At 59.4% G+C, this 14,436-nt stretch carries 17 protein-coding genes; 10 read left to right on the forward strand and 7 right to left on the reverse strand.

Annotated features, from left to right (window positions below; all coding sequences use genetic code 11):
* Positions 1–5: 5 nt before the first annotated feature.
* The 10 genes from argH to BOA8489_RS14975 all read left to right on the forward strand — a co-directional run bounded on the left by argH (position 6) and on the right by BOA8489_RS14975 (position 5,913).
* Positions 6–1,394 (forward strand): argininosuccinate lyase, encoded by a 1,389-nt coding sequence (gene argH, locus BOA8489_RS14940; RefSeq protein ID WP_093975111.1) that lies wholly within the window; start codon positions 6–8, stop codon positions 1,392–1,394.
* Positions 1,391–1,546, forward strand: coding sequence for a hypothetical protein (locus BOA8489_RS20515; RefSeq protein ID WP_176440325.1), 156 nt, complete (start codon positions 1,391–1,393; stop codon positions 1,544–1,546). The genes argH and BOA8489_RS20515 overlap by 4 nt, the downstream gene beginning before the upstream one ends.
* A complete protein-coding gene (locus BOA8489_RS20960; RefSeq protein WP_281256202.1) occupies positions 1,543–1,671 on the forward strand; it encodes a hypothetical protein in 129 nt (42 codons plus the stop codon). Before BOA8489_RS20515 ends, BOA8489_RS20960 begins: the two co-directional genes overlap by 4 nt.
* Complete coding sequence (locus BOA8489_RS14945) at positions 1,671–1,988, forward strand: DUF2834 domain-containing protein (RefSeq protein WP_093975112.1); 318 nt, start codon at positions 1,671–1,673, stop codon at positions 1,986–1,988. The genes BOA8489_RS20960 and BOA8489_RS14945 overlap by 1 nt, the downstream gene beginning before the upstream one ends.
* Before the next feature lie 7 nt (positions 1,989–1,995).
* Positions 1,996–2,607, forward strand: a complete 612-nt coding sequence (locus tag BOA8489_RS14950; RefSeq protein ID WP_093975113.1) for a ribonuclease D — start codon at positions 1,996–1,998, stop codon at positions 2,605–2,607.
* A gap of 143 nt (positions 2,608–2,750) precedes the next feature.
* Positions 2,751–3,356, forward strand: coding sequence for a hypothetical protein (locus BOA8489_RS14955; protein ID WP_141138312.1), 606 nt, complete (start codon positions 2,751–2,753; stop codon positions 3,354–3,356).
* A gap of 13 nt (positions 3,357–3,369) precedes the next feature.
* Positions 3,370–3,867, forward strand: a complete 498-nt coding sequence (locus BOA8489_RS14960) for an LptA/OstA family protein (protein WP_245813887.1) — start codon at positions 3,370–3,372, stop codon at positions 3,865–3,867.
* Entirely contained in the window at positions 3,867–4,622 is a 756-nt protein-coding gene (gene lptB / locus BOA8489_RS14965) for an LPS export ABC transporter ATP-binding protein (protein ID WP_176440326.1), read from the forward strand. Before BOA8489_RS14960 ends, lptB begins: the two co-directional genes overlap by 1 nt.
* Positions 4,623–4,823: 201 nt before the next feature.
* On the forward strand, positions 4,824–5,393 hold the full coding sequence (hpf, locus tag BOA8489_RS14970; protein WP_093975116.1) for a ribosome hibernation-promoting factor, HPF/YfiA family: 570 nt from the start codon (positions 4,824–4,826) through the stop codon (positions 5,391–5,393).
* A 55-nt stretch (positions 5,394–5,448) separates the two neighbouring features.
* Entirely contained in the window at positions 5,449–5,913 is a 465-nt protein-coding gene (locus BOA8489_RS14975; RefSeq protein WP_093975248.1) for a PTS sugar transporter subunit IIA, read from the forward strand.
* On the opposite strand, the gene BOA8489_RS14980 is transcribed toward BOA8489_RS14975, so the two are convergent.
* The 7 genes from BOA8489_RS14980 to cysQ all read right to left on the reverse strand — a co-directional run bounded on the left by BOA8489_RS14980 (position 5,901) and on the right by cysQ (position 14,314).
* The gene (locus BOA8489_RS14980) at positions 5,901–7,340 is read right to left on the reverse strand and encodes a hypothetical protein (protein WP_093975117.1); all 1,440 of its coding nucleotides are present in this window, start codon (positions 7,338–7,340) and stop codon (positions 5,901–5,903) included. The genes BOA8489_RS14975 and BOA8489_RS14980 overlap by 13 nt on opposite strands.
* Before the next feature lies 1 nt (position 7,341).
* Positions 7,342–9,024, reverse strand: a complete 1,683-nt coding sequence (locus BOA8489_RS14985; protein ID WP_093975118.1) for a DUF5927 domain-containing protein — start codon at positions 9,022–9,024, stop codon at positions 7,342–7,344.
* Positions 9,021–10,031 (reverse strand): glycosyltransferase family 2 protein, encoded by a 1,011-nt coding sequence (locus BOA8489_RS14990; RefSeq protein WP_093975119.1) that lies wholly within the window; start codon positions 10,029–10,031, stop codon positions 9,021–9,023. The genes BOA8489_RS14985 and BOA8489_RS14990 overlap by 4 nt, the downstream gene beginning before the upstream one ends.
* Positions 10,032–10,079: 48 nt before the next feature.
* On the reverse strand, positions 10,080–11,171 hold the full coding sequence (locus BOA8489_RS14995) for a glycosyltransferase family 4 protein (RefSeq protein WP_093975120.1): 1,092 nt from the start codon (positions 11,169–11,171) through the stop codon (positions 10,080–10,082).
* Between the two features lie 115 nt (positions 11,172–11,286).
* Positions 11,287–12,180: a UTP--glucose-1-phosphate uridylyltransferase GalU gene (galU, locus tag BOA8489_RS15000; RefSeq protein WP_093975121.1), complete on the reverse strand. Its 894-nt coding sequence runs from the start codon at positions 12,178–12,180 to the stop codon at positions 11,287–11,289.
* Positions 12,181–12,286: 106 nt separating this feature from the next.
* Positions 12,287–13,504, reverse strand: coding sequence for a glycosyltransferase family 2 protein (locus tag BOA8489_RS15005; RefSeq protein WP_093975122.1), 1,218 nt, complete (start codon positions 13,502–13,504; stop codon positions 12,287–12,289).
* Between the two features lie 3 nt (positions 13,505–13,507).
* Positions 13,508–14,314 (reverse strand): 3'(2'),5'-bisphosphate nucleotidase CysQ, encoded by an 807-nt coding sequence (cysQ, locus tag BOA8489_RS15010; protein ID WP_093975123.1) that lies wholly within the window; start codon positions 14,312–14,314, stop codon positions 13,508–13,510.
* Positions 14,315–14,436: the final 122 nt, after the last annotated feature.

The following is a 14,436-nucleotide window of genomic DNA, read 5'->3' on the forward strand; positions in this document are numbered from 1 at the left end:
TACCGATGACCGACAACGCAAATTCAATGTGGGGCGGCCGCTTTGCCGCCGGACCGGACGCGATTATGGAGGCGATCAATGCCTCAATCGGGTTCGACAGACGACTGGCCGCGCAAGACATTGAAGGTTCGCGCGCCCATGCCGCCATGCTGGCGTCCACGGGCATCATTGAACCTAGCGACGCCGAGGCGATCCGGGAAGGTCTCCTCACGGTGTTGTCAGAGATTGAAACGGGGACGTTTCAGTTTTCGACCGCTTTGGAAGACATTCATATGAATGTCGAAGCGCGGCTGAAGGATTTGATCGGCGAGCCCGCCGGGCGACTGCACACGGGACGGAGCCGGAACGATCAGGTGGCCCTCGATTTCCGCATGTGGGTGCGCGATCAGTGCGATGCGGCGATTGTCGGGATTGAGGCTTTGCAAAAGGCGCTGTTGGTGCAGGCCGAGGCCGGTGCCGACTGGGTGATGCCGGGTTTCACGCATTTGCAGACGGCGCAGCCGGTGACATGGGGACATCACATGATGGCTTACGTCGAGATGCTGGGCCGGGATGCCTCAAGATTTGCCGATGCGCGGGCCAGGATGAACGAATCGCCTTTGGGCGCAGCTGCGTTGGCGGGAACGTCTTTTCCGATTGATCGTGAAATGACGGCAACGGCGCTGGGCTTTGACCGGCCTGCGGCGAATTCGCTGGATGCGGTGGCGGACCGGGATTTTGCCTTGGAGTTTCTGTCGGCCTCGACGATTTGCGCGATGCACCTCAGCCGGTTTGCCGAGGAATTGGTGATATGGTCGTCAGCTCAGTTCCGGTTTGTCACGATGTCGGACCGGTTTTCGACCGGTTCCAGCATCATGCCGCAAAAGAAGAACCCGGATGCCGCTGAACTGGTGCGCGCCAAGATCGGGCGGATCATGGGCGCGACGGTGGGTCTGTTCACTGTGATGAAGGGGTTACCACTGACCTATTCCAAGGACATGCAGGAAGACAAAGAGCAGGTCTTTGATGCCGCTGACAGTCTGATGCTGGCCTTGGCCGCAATGGAGGGCATGGTCGGCGATATAACTGCGAATGTTGACCCATTGCGCGCCGCCGCCGCGAGCGGGTTTTCGACGGCGACTGATCTTGCTGACTGGCTGGTGCGCGAGGCGGGTTTGCCGTTTCGGGATGCGCATCATGTGACGGGGCGTCTGGTGGCTCTGGCCGAAGCAGAAGGCTGTGATTTGCCGGATCTAACCCTTGATCAGATGAAATCCGCGCACGGCGCGATCACATCAAGCGTGTTTGACGTGCTTGGCGTGGACAATTCGGTGGCAAGTCGCACATCCTATGGCGGAACCGCGCCCGATCAGGTGCGCGCACAAATCAAACGCTGGAAGGAACGTCTTGCATGAAGAAAATCACCCTTTTGATCGCTTTTCTTGGAATGGCGGCTTGTGAGAACCCCCAGCTTGGAATTGGCGCTACCTTTGGCAGCGGCGGCGTCAGCGTCACGCCTTCGGTGTCCGGCAACGTCGGCGGCGCGCGGGTCGAGGTCAGCGGATGAGAGCGCTTCTGGCGCTTGCGTTTCTGGCACTGGCGGCTTGCGGTGCCGATGGTGCGCCTGAACCGGTGCCGGGCGGCATCACTGTAAGTGGCGAGGCGAGAATCGGCGTCAGGGGTTCGCTTTGATGTCGCCGCTTCGAATGGTTTATCTGGCGCTGGCGATCTGGGGTGCGATACATCCCATGTACTATTTCGTGACCTATATGCGCGAGACCGGGACGGGTCTGGGTGGTCTGATTGACGCTTGGTATGTGAATGCCTCAACGCATGGCTTGGTCTGGGATCTGACGATTGCGGCGATAACCTTGACGGTGTGGATCATTGCCGAGACCATTGTGCGCAAGAACTGGCTTGGTCTTGTCGCGATCCCGGCGACTTTTTGCATTGGCGTCAGCTGCGGGCTGCCGCTGTATCTGTTCCTGCGCACGCGTAACCCGGAGTAACGGCATTATGAAGAACACATTGTATCAGGGCGATTTGCCGGATGATCTGGACCTTGGCGACATGGTAGCGATCGACTGCGAGACGATGGGGCTGAACCCGCATCGCGACCGGCTGTGTCTGGTGCAATTGTCGGGTGGTGACGGGAATGCGCATCTGGTGCAGATCGCCAAGGGGCAGACGCGCGCGCCCAATCTTGAGCGGCTTTTGACCGATCCGAAGGTGTTGAAGCTGTTTCATTTCGGACGCTTCGATATTGCCGCGATGTATCATGCGTTTGGCGCGCTGACGGCGCCGGTCTATTGTACCAAGATCGCCTCGAAACTGGTGCGGACTTATACAGACCGGCACGGGTTGAAGAACCTTCTCGATGAATTGTTGAGTGTCGATATCTCGAAATTGCAGCAGATGAGCGACTGGGGTGCGGCCGATTTGAGCGAGGCTCAGTTGGCCTATGCTGCGTCGGATGTTTTGTACCTGCACGGGTTGCGCGACAAGCTGAACGAACGGCTTGAACGGGAAGGTCGGATGGATTTGGCCGAGGCTGCTTTCGCGTTTTTGCCGACGCGCGCGCGGCTAGATCTGGCGGGTTGGCCCGAGATCGATATTTTTTCGCATTAGGGGCTTTCAGCCCCCGGTCCGCTGACGCGGCCCTCCCCCGGTGGTTTTTTGGACCCAAAAAACAGTAAGAATCGGCGGGAAGATGAGCATCGGGGCACTTGCCGGTTTCGGAGGGGTTCGGGCGGGCCTATATGAGCAGGACGATGGCTTCTGTTGATAACGCATATTCAAGGCTGGTGCTTTGGCTGAAGGTGGCTCTGCCGCTTGTGGCGCTGGCGATATTGTCGACGTTGTTTCTGGTGGCAGAGACGCTCGATCCGGAATCTGCAATCCCCTATGCGGACGTGGACGTGGATCAGATTCTGCGCGATCAGGGGATTACGACGCCTTCCTTTGGAGGAGTGACGTCGGATGGGGCGGCGGTGTCCTTGCGGGCGGCCGCGCTGCGACCGGGCGAAAGCCTGCGCGACGAGCTGATCGCGACCGCGCTTGAGGCGACAATTGTTCTGCCCGGCGGCACAACGATCCGCATCTCCAGCCCCAAGGGTACGATAGATATGGCCGCAGACGTCGCGCTCTTGCAGGGCGGGGCGCGATTTGAAAGTTCGATCGGATATACCATCGAAAGTGCGGATATCGTGACCCGTTACACCGAGGTGCGCGTGACGACCGGTGGCACGGTGACCGCAACTGGTCCCGGTGGGCTGATTACTGCCGGGACGATGGGACTGGAACGTGATCCCGACACCGAAGCCTATGTTCTTGTTTTCAAGGACGGCGTTCGCCTGATATACGACCCGCAACCTTGAGGAGCCGCCGCGCGTGACCCGTTTTCTGATCGTTCTCATCTTTGCCGTCGGCTTTCCTGCTGTCTTGATGGCGCAAGGCACTTCACTGGCAATCGGAAGTGGCGCCTTTGACGGCGGCCAGCCCGTGGAAGTGTCAGCGGATGCGCTGAGTGTGGATCAGGCCAGTGGGGCAGCGACTTTCGAAGGTAACGTCCTGGTGGTTCAGGGGGATGTGCGGCTGTCTGCAGGTCAGGTCGTTGTGCTTTACGCCTCGGATGATGCAGGAAGTCCCAGTGGTATTGCCCGTCTCTTAGCTTCGGGCGGCGTGACGTTCGTCACTCCGACAGACGCCGTGGAGGCCGTGACCGCCGAGTATTCGATAGCTGACAGCACGGTGACGCTGACCGGTGACGTGCTTTTGACCCAAGGCGCCACGGCCATTTCCGGCGAGCGTCTGGTAATCGATCTGAACTCTGGCAGTGGCCGGATGGAGGGCCGGGTGCGCACGATCATCGGCGGGAGCAACAACTGATGGCGCCGGAACTGACCGTCGCACAGGGTGATCAGGGGCTGAAAATCCGCAATCTGCGCAAGGCCTATCGCAAACGCGTGGTCATTCGCGACGTCAGTCTGGATCTCAATCGCGGCGAAGTCGTCGCGCTGTTGGGGCCGAACGGCTCGGGGAAGACGACGTGTTTCTATTCGATCGCGGGTCTGGTGATGCCCGATGGCGGACAGGTCCTGATTGATGGTCATGACGTGTCGACCTATCCGATGTATCGTCGCGCGAAGCTGGGCATCGGCTATTTGCCGCAGGAACGCTCGATTTTTCAAGGACTTAACGTAGAGGATAATATCCTAGCCATCCTTGAGATCGTCGAAAAGGATCGTACCAAACGGCGAGAGCGACTGGACGAACTTTTGAATGAATTCTCGATAGCCCATCTGCGCCGCACTCCGTCCGTGGCCCTGTCGGGCGGTGAGCGGCGGCGATGCGAAATCGCGCGCTGTCTGGCTGCGAACCCAAAGTATCTTTTGCTGGACGAGCCATTCCCGGGTATCGATCCTATTGCCGTCGGAGATATTCGCGATCTTGTCATGGACCTTAAGAAGCGCGGGATCGGCGTCCTTATCACCGACCACAACGTTCGCGAGACGCTTGAAATCGTTGATCGCGCCTACATTCTGCACGACGGCGGTGTTTTGATGAGCGGCACCGCGGAAGAGGTCGTAGCGGACGAAAAGGTCAAGCGCGTTTATCTTGGCGACAGCTTTCGAATTGTCTGAAACAGGCAATCCGCCCATTGACACCACCCGTGGATTTATCGCCAAATGGGGGTAATGACGGACCAACTGTCCCTGACCGACTGCCCCAGAAAATCGCCGAAAGCGCGGTTGGCTCTCGGTTATCCTCCAGCCATTAACAACCTGTTTAAGTCCCTGTTCTAGGGTCTTAATCGACTATTAACTGCCCAAAGGGAGACCCATATGCGTTATCAGATCACGGGCAAGCAGATCGACATCGGTGAGGCCCTTCAAACCCATGTGAAGGACAATCTGGCCGAGGTTTTTGAGAAGTATGCAGGTCGTCCAACCGATGCGATGGTCGTATTTTCACGCGACGCCCACGAGTTTGTCTGCGAAGCGACGGTGCATCTTTCGACTGGTCTGACGGCCCAGGCCAAGGCGCATGCTACTGAAATATATGCTTCTTTTGACGGTTGCTCCGAGAAAATGGAAAAGCAGCTCCGCCGATACAAGCGCAGGTTGAAAGATCATCACAAAGATCGCACGACTCCGGTTGAATTAATGCAAGGGTCCTCGTATATCCTCGCGGCATCGGATACGCCGGAAGAACTTGAGCCTGATACACTGCAGCCCATGATCATAGCTGAAATGGAAACGTCCATTCCGACGTTGTCCGTTGGAGAAGCGGTGATGCAAATGGAAATCGCAGGGGCTCCGGTTCTGGTGTTCCGTAACGATAAACAAAAGACAGGCGTCAATATCGTATATCGGCGTGACGACGGGAACATCGGGTGGATTGACCCAAACTGAGTGAATAGCGTATGGGGCGGCGCCATTGGCAAAACCCTAGGAGAAATGTGCGATGATTGATCTGGCGACGATTTTGCGTCCGGACGCGGTAAAAGCCTTGCATGGCGTGACCAGCAAGAAACGCCTGTTCCAGGAGATTGCTGACGTCGCCAGCAGCATCAGCGGTGTCGAACTGACCGATATCTGTTCCGCCCTGCAGGAGCGCGAGAACCTTGGGCCGACCGGCGTCGGCCATGGCATCGCGCTTCCGCATGCGCGCCTTGCTGGGATCACCAGTGTTTTCGGTGTGTTCATTCGTCTTGAAAAGCCGCTGGATTTCGACTCGGTCGACCGGCAGCCGGTTGATCTGGCATTTGCGCTGCTTGCGCCGGAAGATGCCGGTGTCGAACATCTCAAGGCGCTTGCTTTGGTGTCACGGACGATGCGCGATACGAATGTCTGCGGTAAGCTTCGGGCCAATAATAATCCCGCCACGCTGCACACGATCCTGACAGAACGGCAGAACGTTCAGGCCGCCTGAGCCGCATCCCAGCGTTCGAAACCGAACATCATGAAATCGCGCTGGTATGCTGCGCGGATCGCGTCGTCGATCGCTCCGTCCCGGACGTCGGACAGGGAAAAGGGTGCGGGGGCTGCGAATTCGGATTTGATTGCAGGAGCCGGGGTTTTCGCGTCCTTTGCGACTTGCGCCAGTCCGATGGCAAGGTCGGATTCCCGTATGACACGGTCGGGAATCGCAAAATCCGTGATGGCTTGCAGCAATATACCCTGACTGGCCCAGGTGTTGTCGACGCGAAGCGATGTCTGACCGCCTAGATTGCCTTTGAGAAAGGTCAGGAATGCAAGAAATGCCGCGCGCTGGTCTACTGGCGTCCAGAGCGCGTCCGGCCCATTTTGCGGCAGCGGCACGTCGTATCGCTTGATAAGCGCATCGCGCAAATCGGCGTAAGCTTCAGCTCCGGCCGGCAGAAGATAACGGCAGAACGCATCGTAGGCGCGCGGCAAGGGGTGGCGCACAATGGTGAAAGAACGGTGTCCCGGATGCTGGCGCTTCCAGCGGCGCATGTCACGTTGGGTAAGGTTGGACAGGACTTCGCCCTTGGGGTCGACCATTTCAAGCCAGCCGGGCACGGGATCAATCCCTGCGCCACGGATCGGCATATAGAGAAGCGGCGCGTTCGCGCAGGCACGAAAGAACTTCAGGCCCGGCCCACGACCGGGTTCGCGCGATGGCGCGCCTCCGATATCCGGCGCAGCAAGACGTCCAAGAGCGGTTTCTGCTTCGTCCGGATTCGTAAGGCGATCGGAAAGCGGATCCGGGTTCTGTACTTTTGCCCGGATGCGGCCCGGCTCTTTGGGACCTCGGGCGCCCAGGAAATCACCAAGCCCTGAAATCACGTCCTCATCCGCAAGATCGTCGTAATCTATATGAAATGCCGTCTGACCTGTCGTTTGGAGAGACCGCGCAATCTGGCTTTGGAACAGGGCGAGTGTTTCGAGAAATTCGGTGTATTCCTGCGCGTCGAACTGCACTTTTGCGGCGCGGGCGGTGGTCAGGTCTCCAAGCCACCACTGGCCTGTCTTTCGGGCGACCTTCAGCGACACGTAGCTGTCGATCGGGCGGCGGGAGAGGATGATCTTGGCCGCACCCGGATCGTTCAGCACATGAGCAATCACGCGCGGATCATGGTCATGAAACAGGCGGAAACCGGGCAGACCCTTGTCTGACGCAACCATCGCGTCGATCGCGCGCAAGGGGTCCGCTTCGCGCGCGGCCATGGACAGATCGAAGGCCGAGGTCTGCTTGGGACGGCCGAAAAAGTGCGGATTGAACAACTCTCCATGGGCAGTGATGCCCGGAAAGGCGGAGAGGTGCTCTTCAAGGAGGTTCGACCCCGTGCGCATTCCGCCGAGGACGACCCAGTAGCGGAAAGTCTGCGCTGGCATCCTAGCCAAGCTCCTGCGCGTTCCGGCGATCAAGCGGCTCTTGAGGCAGCACAACCGGGCCAGCGGTATGCGGGTCCATTCCGATGTTGCGCAGTTCGGTCAAGAAGGCGGCCAGTGCGTCCATATCATGCAGCGACGGCATGATCGTCAGCGCGGCGGCACCCGGCACCGAGTGATCTTCAAGCACCGCTCGCAGTGGTTCGGCAGGGGCGTTCAGGACGTCGGCAAGGCTCCAGATGCGCACACGGGCGCGCGTGCGTCTCTCGCGCAAAAGCTCCATCATCCGAACTTCGCGCTGTTGCAGACGCGCGGCTTGTCGGCGCAGGGCTTGCACAGGTTTTCCCGAGCGCAAAAGCGGCATCGCCCATGCGCCGCTGATGACCGCAATCGAGGCGTTGGGGTCGCGCGCAAGAAACCCGGTGATCTTCTGGTTGTCGCGCGCGGCGAAAAGGAACGCTGGGTAAGCCTCGTGGGCTGACCAGATGATGTTGGCCAGAAACGCCTCCGGGTTGTAGTCGCGCAATCGCGTCGCGGCGGTTAAACCACCTGCCGAGTGATCGGTTCCGTCTGCGAAATCCGCGCTTTCGGGGGAAAACAGATGCCCTTGCGTCCTGGCACCAAGGTTGGAGGTCACCCAGTCCGGGAAGTCACGGTATATGTCGTCAAAACCGTGGAATACGGCATAAGGTGCGGCGGTCAGCGGACCTTCGAAAGACGCGCTTGGAAAACGTCCGGCATTGTTGAGGCCGGGGCGGCCAGTGGTTCGGCGCGCGACTGCTGCGGCAAAGGTCCGGTCGATTTCGCTTTGGGCTACCCTGCGCCGGGCCTTGGGCTGTTGCGTGCCAAGGAACGCGCCGTAAAGCTTGCGCGCGCCGGGCCAGATCTTGCGCGCAAAGAACGCCGGACTGCTTTGCAACAGCCCCAGATGATCATCGTAAAACAGATGCGGTTTGCCTTGGAAGTCGAACTTCGCCAGAGTCAGGCTTCGGCTTTCGATCTGGCGCGCGTGGCGGCGGACCAGAGTGGCGTAGTAGCTTTCATCGGGGATCCAGACGCGCGAGAAGAACTTGTCATAGTGGGGGGCTTTCTCATCGCCGAGAATACCTTGCAGCGTCTTGCGCGTCAGGCACCACCATTGCGATCCCATATGCGGCGCGATGCCGTCGGGCGTTTTTCTGCGGAAACCGAGGCGGCGCTGCGCCTGGACCCAGAGATCAAACATACGGCGCTGGCGCTTCCAAGCGAAAGGGAACGTCAGTGTGAAACGTTCTTCGCTGAGACCCCCCTTGGTCCATGTAACGTCTTCGATGGTGACGCTTTCGATGTAATCTGTGTCAGGGTTGGCATCGAGGTGCGCCACCAATTCCGACACCGGGCGGATCGGCAGGCAGGCGCCCGAAATCAGGTAGACGTGGCGCACGTCCGGCGCATGCGCCAACAGGTAGGCGCTGGCGCTTCGGCTGGCTTCGACCAGTGACCACTGGCCCCAGTCGCAGGCAATGCGGGGGGCCAGATGGATACGGGGCTGGCCAGAAACGCGGCGCACCAGATCGAAGAAGTCCGCTGCATCAGCCCGTTTGTCGACATGGATCACGACGGGGCAACCCTGATCCGCCAGATGCAACGCCACTTGAGCGGCCCGGTCCAGAGCCGCGTGCGCCATCATGACGAAACCGACGCTCATGCCCAATTGCCTTTCGACATGAGGCCCAGCGTTTCGAGGCTTTGCCAGCCTTCGAACCGTTTGGACCAAGGGGTCCACAGGCCCTCGGTGCCTTCGTCTTTCAGGTAATAAGCGTCGTATTCGCGGCCGCGCGCAAAGTGCTGACGGCGCTCGACCTCCTCGGCGGCTTTGTCGGCAAGCGTGTCAAGAAACTTGGCGTGCAGCAGACAGCCCGTCGCCTTTTCGCCGCCGGCTTCATCGTACACCCGGTTCAGACCGCGCGGCAAAAGCATGTGGGTCGAGCTGACGTAGGCGAACTTGCGGTTCCATTTGACCAGCGGGATTTTATTCAGCGACGGTGCCTGATGTGGGGCATTCTCGAAATAGGCCCGCGCACGCGGGCCGCCCTGGATCCAGAGATTGCCATATTTGTGGTTCTTCGAGATCATGTAATTCGCGGCGTCGAACCATGGCGCTTGCGCGAAGGGGTCGTCGCCTTCGCGGTAGGTTTCAGCCGACAAGGGCCCGCGCGGGTAGAGGTCTAGCAGCAGCGTGCCGAACGTACGGATGTCGGACTGGTCAAGCCAGCCGCACAACGCCGGCAAAGGGCGCGTGTCGCAATACGGGTAAACCAGGAATTCGTCAGGATCGAGCGTCAGCGTCCAGTGACCGTGACCATATCTGAACTTCAGCCAGTTGAGCCAATCCGTGCCGAACCGGCTTTCGCGATACCAGGCGTCCGTGTGCCAGAGCGATACATCCGGCTGGTCGGCAAGGTATTCTGCCCCGCCGTCGGACGAGCCATTATCCACGAACAGGAAGTGATCAACGCCCAGCGCGCGGTAGTAATCGAGGAAATACGGAAGCCGTGGCTTTTCGTTGCGGATCGTAAGGAACGCAAGGATCGCCTTGGGACCGATCTGGCCCGTCCGATCAGCCACCGGAGTCAGTTCGCGGCGCTTGCGGATGGCACGAAATTGCCGTTTCCGGCGTTCGATCCTGAATTTCAGTGCGGTTGTAATTCCCACGTGCCCTGCCCGACTGCTCTCGCCGGACCCAGCCACGGGACACGACGATTAATCTATTAGTTCGAAGACACGATCGAAGTGTTTTTCCCACGTCGGCAGCCCGTAAGCGAGCAGTTCAGTGCGGCGTTTCGCCTTTTGCGCCAAGTCTTCGGTGGCCAACCCCCGTATGGCCTGGAACCACTGATACATATCCGCCGGATCTGCGTAAATAGGCATGTCGCCCAGAAACAACTCTACTGTGCGCAATGGCGCAGAAATCGACGGAACGCCTAGTGCGGTCGCTTCGAACGGTGGCAGGCCGAAGCCTTCGGCATGACTTGGGAACAACAGGCCTGTCGCGCCGGACAGTTGCGCTTTCATCTCTTTGTCCGGCAGCGACCCCAGTTCGAAGACCGTTCGGCCGACGTGAGGTGAGTGGTCCAGCCAGTCAAAGACCGTCGGGTTCTTCCAGCCCCGTGCGCCGATAATCCGCAATTCGGGGATTCGGCTTTCGTCCATTTTCCGGTGCATCCGGTCCCAGATGTCCAGAAGCAACTGGTGGTTCTTGCGTGGCTCGATTGTTCCGAGAATGACGAAATACGGTTTGTCGCCCTTGGCGGGTGTCGCGGGACGGCCGCCAATATCGATCCCAAGCGGTGAAACGGTGACAGGCACCCGATGGCCGGTGCCGACCATGCGTCGCTCGATGTTTTCACGCACTTCGTCCGACGGGACAATAATGTGGTTGGCAAAGTTGATCGTGGCCGTCAGGCGTTCGACAAACTTCGCGCGGCTTGCTTCAGTCTGATATTCCGGGTGGTCGATGGGGATTGTGTCGTGAATCATCACGATCTTGCGGTTGTCCGGCATTTCCATCATCGCGCGGAACGTCTGGCTGTTGATATTCGTATGACCGACGTTGATGTAAGCAAGGCCATTCGGCATGCGCCACATGATCTTGCGGATCGACAGGCTGGACGACCGCGACGAGGCGATTGCACGGATCGTCGAGGCAAGGTCCGCTCCGTCAAGGTCTGTGCGGTCAAGGTAGTCCGGCAGGCGCGGCAGGCGGTCCGGTTCGAACATCAGAAATCCGCGCGGCGTGCGGATAAGGGCCCAGCCACCCCGGCGAATGGTTTCTTCCAGATACGCACGTTCCACCCGGTCTATGCCGGTGGAAGCTCGCGGACCTAACCGCGAGAAAGTCCTGCTAAGGTCAAGGACGGGGGTAGCCAAATATCGTTGCCTGCTCGCTTGGTGTTTCGGATTATTAAGACTACTCGGCCGCCCGGATCAATGGAGATATCTCGCGCAGATAGGCGGCAAACTCGTCCTGTAATTCTTCTCGTGCCAGCGCAAAACTGACGGTTGCCTGAAGGAACCCTGCCTTCGAGCCGCAGTCAAAACGCTGCCCTTCGAACTTGAGGCCATGCACGCGGCGTCCGGCGGTTATTTCGGCGGCGATCGCATCGGTCAGTTGGATTTCACCACCGGTCCCGGACTTTTGATTGTTCAGAGTCTCAAGAACATCGGGCGTCAGAATATAGCGCCCGATTACCGCAAGGTTGGAGGGTGCGCCCTCGACTTTCGGTTTCTCGACCATTCCGCGTACCGATACCAGAGAGCCGCCGTTGGCCTCTCCGTCGAGGATACCATAGGACGACGTCTTTTCGCTCGGCACCTCCATTGTGGCGACCATGCTGCCGCCGGTGGATGCATAGGCGTCGACCATCTGTTTCAGGCACGGTTTGTCCGCCGCGATCACGTCATCTGGCAGGATCACCGCGAAAGGCTCGTCTCCGATCAGCCGACGCGCGCACCAGACAGCATGGCCAAGACCCATCGCCTTGTGCTGGCGGATATAGGCGATCGCACCACTTTCCATATTCGTCGACTTCAGAATTTTCAGCAGCTCGTCCTTGCCGGACTTTTTCAGCGAAGACTCAAGCTCGGGCGCGTGATCGAAGTAATCCTCAAGCGCGTTTTTGCCGCGCGAGGTGACGAAAATGAACTCGGTGATGCCCGCTGCGCGGGCTTCGTCAATGGCGTACTGGATCAAGGGGCGATCCACCAAAGTCATGATCTCTTTGGGAACGGACTTCGTGGCGGGAAGGAAACGCGTTCCAAGCCCGGCTACGGGAAATACAGCTTTCGTTACACGTCGATTCAACTTAGACACACAAACCTCATGCAGGCTTAACGGGCCGAACGGACACACCGCACGCCCCAAAGTTACGATACAGGGTGGTCAACATCCCCACCGTACCCTGCGTAGGTTAATTTTCACCGATCCCCCTCTGCAATGCAACTCGGCCGGTTTCTTCTTCCACACGTTCGGCAAATCTGCACCACCTGAATGCCGATCCGTCCCGAAGGCTGGGCCCGAACTGGCCACCAGTCTGGACCCAGACGCCGGGTTCAACAAATGTCACATGGTGACGCAGGGTGGTGCGCGAAAAGCGAAAGACGCTGGTGCGTTGATCTGCAGGCATTTTCGCACGTTTGCCCAGAAACCGCTCGGCTATGACACAATGCCCCGGTGGGGTGGCCGGAAAGCGCAAAAAGCCCTCGGGCTGCGCATCGAACGGCCTGAAAGGCGTCAGATCCTCAACGTTTCCGGCATTCCAACCTGCCTTCAAAGTCTGAGAAAGCCGCGAGATATCACGTGGTTCGCAGGTTCCGGCGACCATGTGGCGCAGAAGCCGACGTCTTTCACGGGCCTGCAACCACTGGAAGGCCTGATCGGTCGCCCTGCCGTGTTTTCTAAGAAACAGCGCCGTGCTGCGCCCCATATCGAACAAGTCCCGAGGTCGACGCGCAGGCGTGCGACGCGCCGAAGGGGCGGTCGCGTGGTGGACTTCGGCCAGCGGCGCAACGGCGGACTTGTGGCCTGCCACAGCAAGTCGAAGCGACACATCCGTGTCGTCCAGATAGTACCGAAAGGCCTCATCGAAGCCGCCGATGTCGCACAGTGCGGCGCGGCGGATCGCGAAATTTGTGCCAACCAACTTCACGGCGCGTCCCGTTGAGATTTCGGGAATGAAAGGCGTCATATCCGGCGATTGTTCAATGTGGGTCTGGGCGTGAGCGTCCACCGATTCGGCACGGGACTGGAAGCTTATGCCGTTGCGGCCACGGACATAGCCGACCGACGCGGACGCTCCCGTGGCGGCCAGCGACTGCGTATGAAAGCGCAGCCAGAGCGGTTCGGGAACCGCATCGTCGTCGATGAACGCCACAATATCGCCAGCCGCCTGCGCCAATCCAAGATTGCGTGTGCGCGCGATGTTCGCCTCGTTGGCTTCAATGATCTTAACAAGTGAAAGGGCGCGATGTTCGCCAATCGCCTGCAATCCTGAGGCGTCAGCGGCGATAATGATTTCGAAGTTTGGATAGTCGAGTTGAGTCAGCGCGGTCAGACAGCGCCGCAACCACATGGGTCGCTGGTGGCTGGCGACGATGACGCTGATTGAAGGAGCATCCGTCGCGGCCATGCGCTATTCCGGTTTCAGATCAACGCCGCGCGAATAAGCCAGGAAATGCGGGTTCCGGAAGTCGGCCTTGCCATAGCGCAGCGATTTCAGCGTCGATCGGTCCACCACCTCGCCGCCTGCCCCACGCAGGACCGCATCACCGGCAGCCGTGTCCCACTCCATCGTCGGGCCGAGGCGCGGATAGAAGTCAGCTTCGCCGACCGCAACGAGGCAGAACTTCAGCGACGAACCGGCCGCCACGCTGTCTGCCACGTTGTAGCGGTCGATATAGGACTCAAGTTCAGGGCTGCGGTGCGATTTCGAGGCGACGACGCGCAACGCCGTGTTATCGGGCGCACCGACGCAAAGCCGTGTCACCGGTCCTGGAGTATCCTTGGCGAACTCGCCGGTTTCCTCGACCGAACCGCCGGTGGCGGCGGTGTAGAACAACCGCCCCTTGGCCGGTGCGAACACAACACCAAGTGTCGGCACGCCATCTTCGACAAGCGCAATGTTGACGGTGAAATCGCCGCGCCGCTGCACGAATTCCTTGGTGCCGTCCAGCGGGTCAACGATGATGAAGGTCGACACCGACTGATTGTGCGTCTCGGATTGTTCTTCGGTCACAAGCGGAATCTTCTCAAATGCGGCGCGCAACCCCGCCGAGATCACCCGGTCTGCGGCCTCGTCGGCCTGGGTCACCGGGCTGTCGTCGGATTTGGCGCGAACGTCGAAATCGTCGCGGCCATAGACTTCCATGATCGCGTCACCGGCCAAAATCGCGAGGCGGCGAAATGTTGCAACCATGTCGGCTCGGTCATAATCCGCCATCGGGCATCCCTTGGTTCTGGAAAACTCTGCTGTCTCAGGGTTATGATGTTCGAACGGGGCAACGACAAGAGGCGACGGCGCAAAGACGCTGCGGTTCTGGTCAGGATTGAGCGAGACACTGG

It is taken from the genome of Boseongicola aestuarii (genome assembly GCF_900184815.1).
GTDB lineage: Bacteria > Pseudomonadota > Alphaproteobacteria > Rhodobacterales > Rhodobacteraceae > Boseongicola > Boseongicola aestuarii.

Coding starts and splice junctions, on each gene's coding strand:
- argH (WP_093975111.1), top strand. CDS start 6: ATGACCGACAACGCAAATTCAATGTGGGGCGGCCGCTTTGCCGCCGGA.
- BOA8489_RS20515 (WP_176440325.1), top strand. CDS start 1,391: ATGAAGAAAATCACCCTTTTGATCGCTTTTCTTGGAATGGCGGCTTGT.
- BOA8489_RS20960 (WP_281256202.1), top strand. CDS start 1,543: ATGAGAGCGCTTCTGGCGCTTGCGTTTCTGGCACTGGCGGCTTGCGGT.
- BOA8489_RS14945 (WP_093975112.1), top strand. CDS start 1,671: ATGTCGCCGCTTCGAATGGTTTATCTGGCGCTGGCGATCTGGGGTGCG.
- BOA8489_RS14950 (WP_093975113.1), top strand. CDS start 1,996: ATGAAGAACACATTGTATCAGGGCGATTTGCCGGATGATCTGGACCTT.
- BOA8489_RS14955 (WP_141138312.1), top strand. CDS start 2,751: ATGGCTTCTGTTGATAACGCATATTCAAGGCTGGTGCTTTGGCTGAAG.
- lptB (WP_176440326.1), top strand. CDS start 3,867: ATGGCGCCGGAACTGACCGTCGCACAGGGTGATCAGGGGCTGAAAATC.
- hpf (WP_093975116.1), top strand. CDS start 4,824: ATGCGTTATCAGATCACGGGCAAGCAGATCGACATCGGTGAGGCCCTT.
- BOA8489_RS14980 (WP_093975117.1), bottom strand. CDS start 7,340: ATGCCAGCGCAGACTTTCCGCTACTGGGTCGTCCTCGGCGGAATGCGC.
- BOA8489_RS14985 (WP_093975118.1), bottom strand. CDS start 9,024: ATGAGCGTCGGTTTCGTCATGATGGCGCACGCGGCTCTGGACCGGGCC.
- BOA8489_RS15005 (WP_093975122.1), bottom strand. CDS start 13,504: ATGGCCGCGACGGATGCTCCTTCAATCAGCGTCATCGTCGCCAGCCAC.
- cysQ (WP_093975123.1), bottom strand. CDS start 14,314: ATGGCGGATTATGACCGAGCCGACATGGTTGCAACATTTCGCCGCCTC.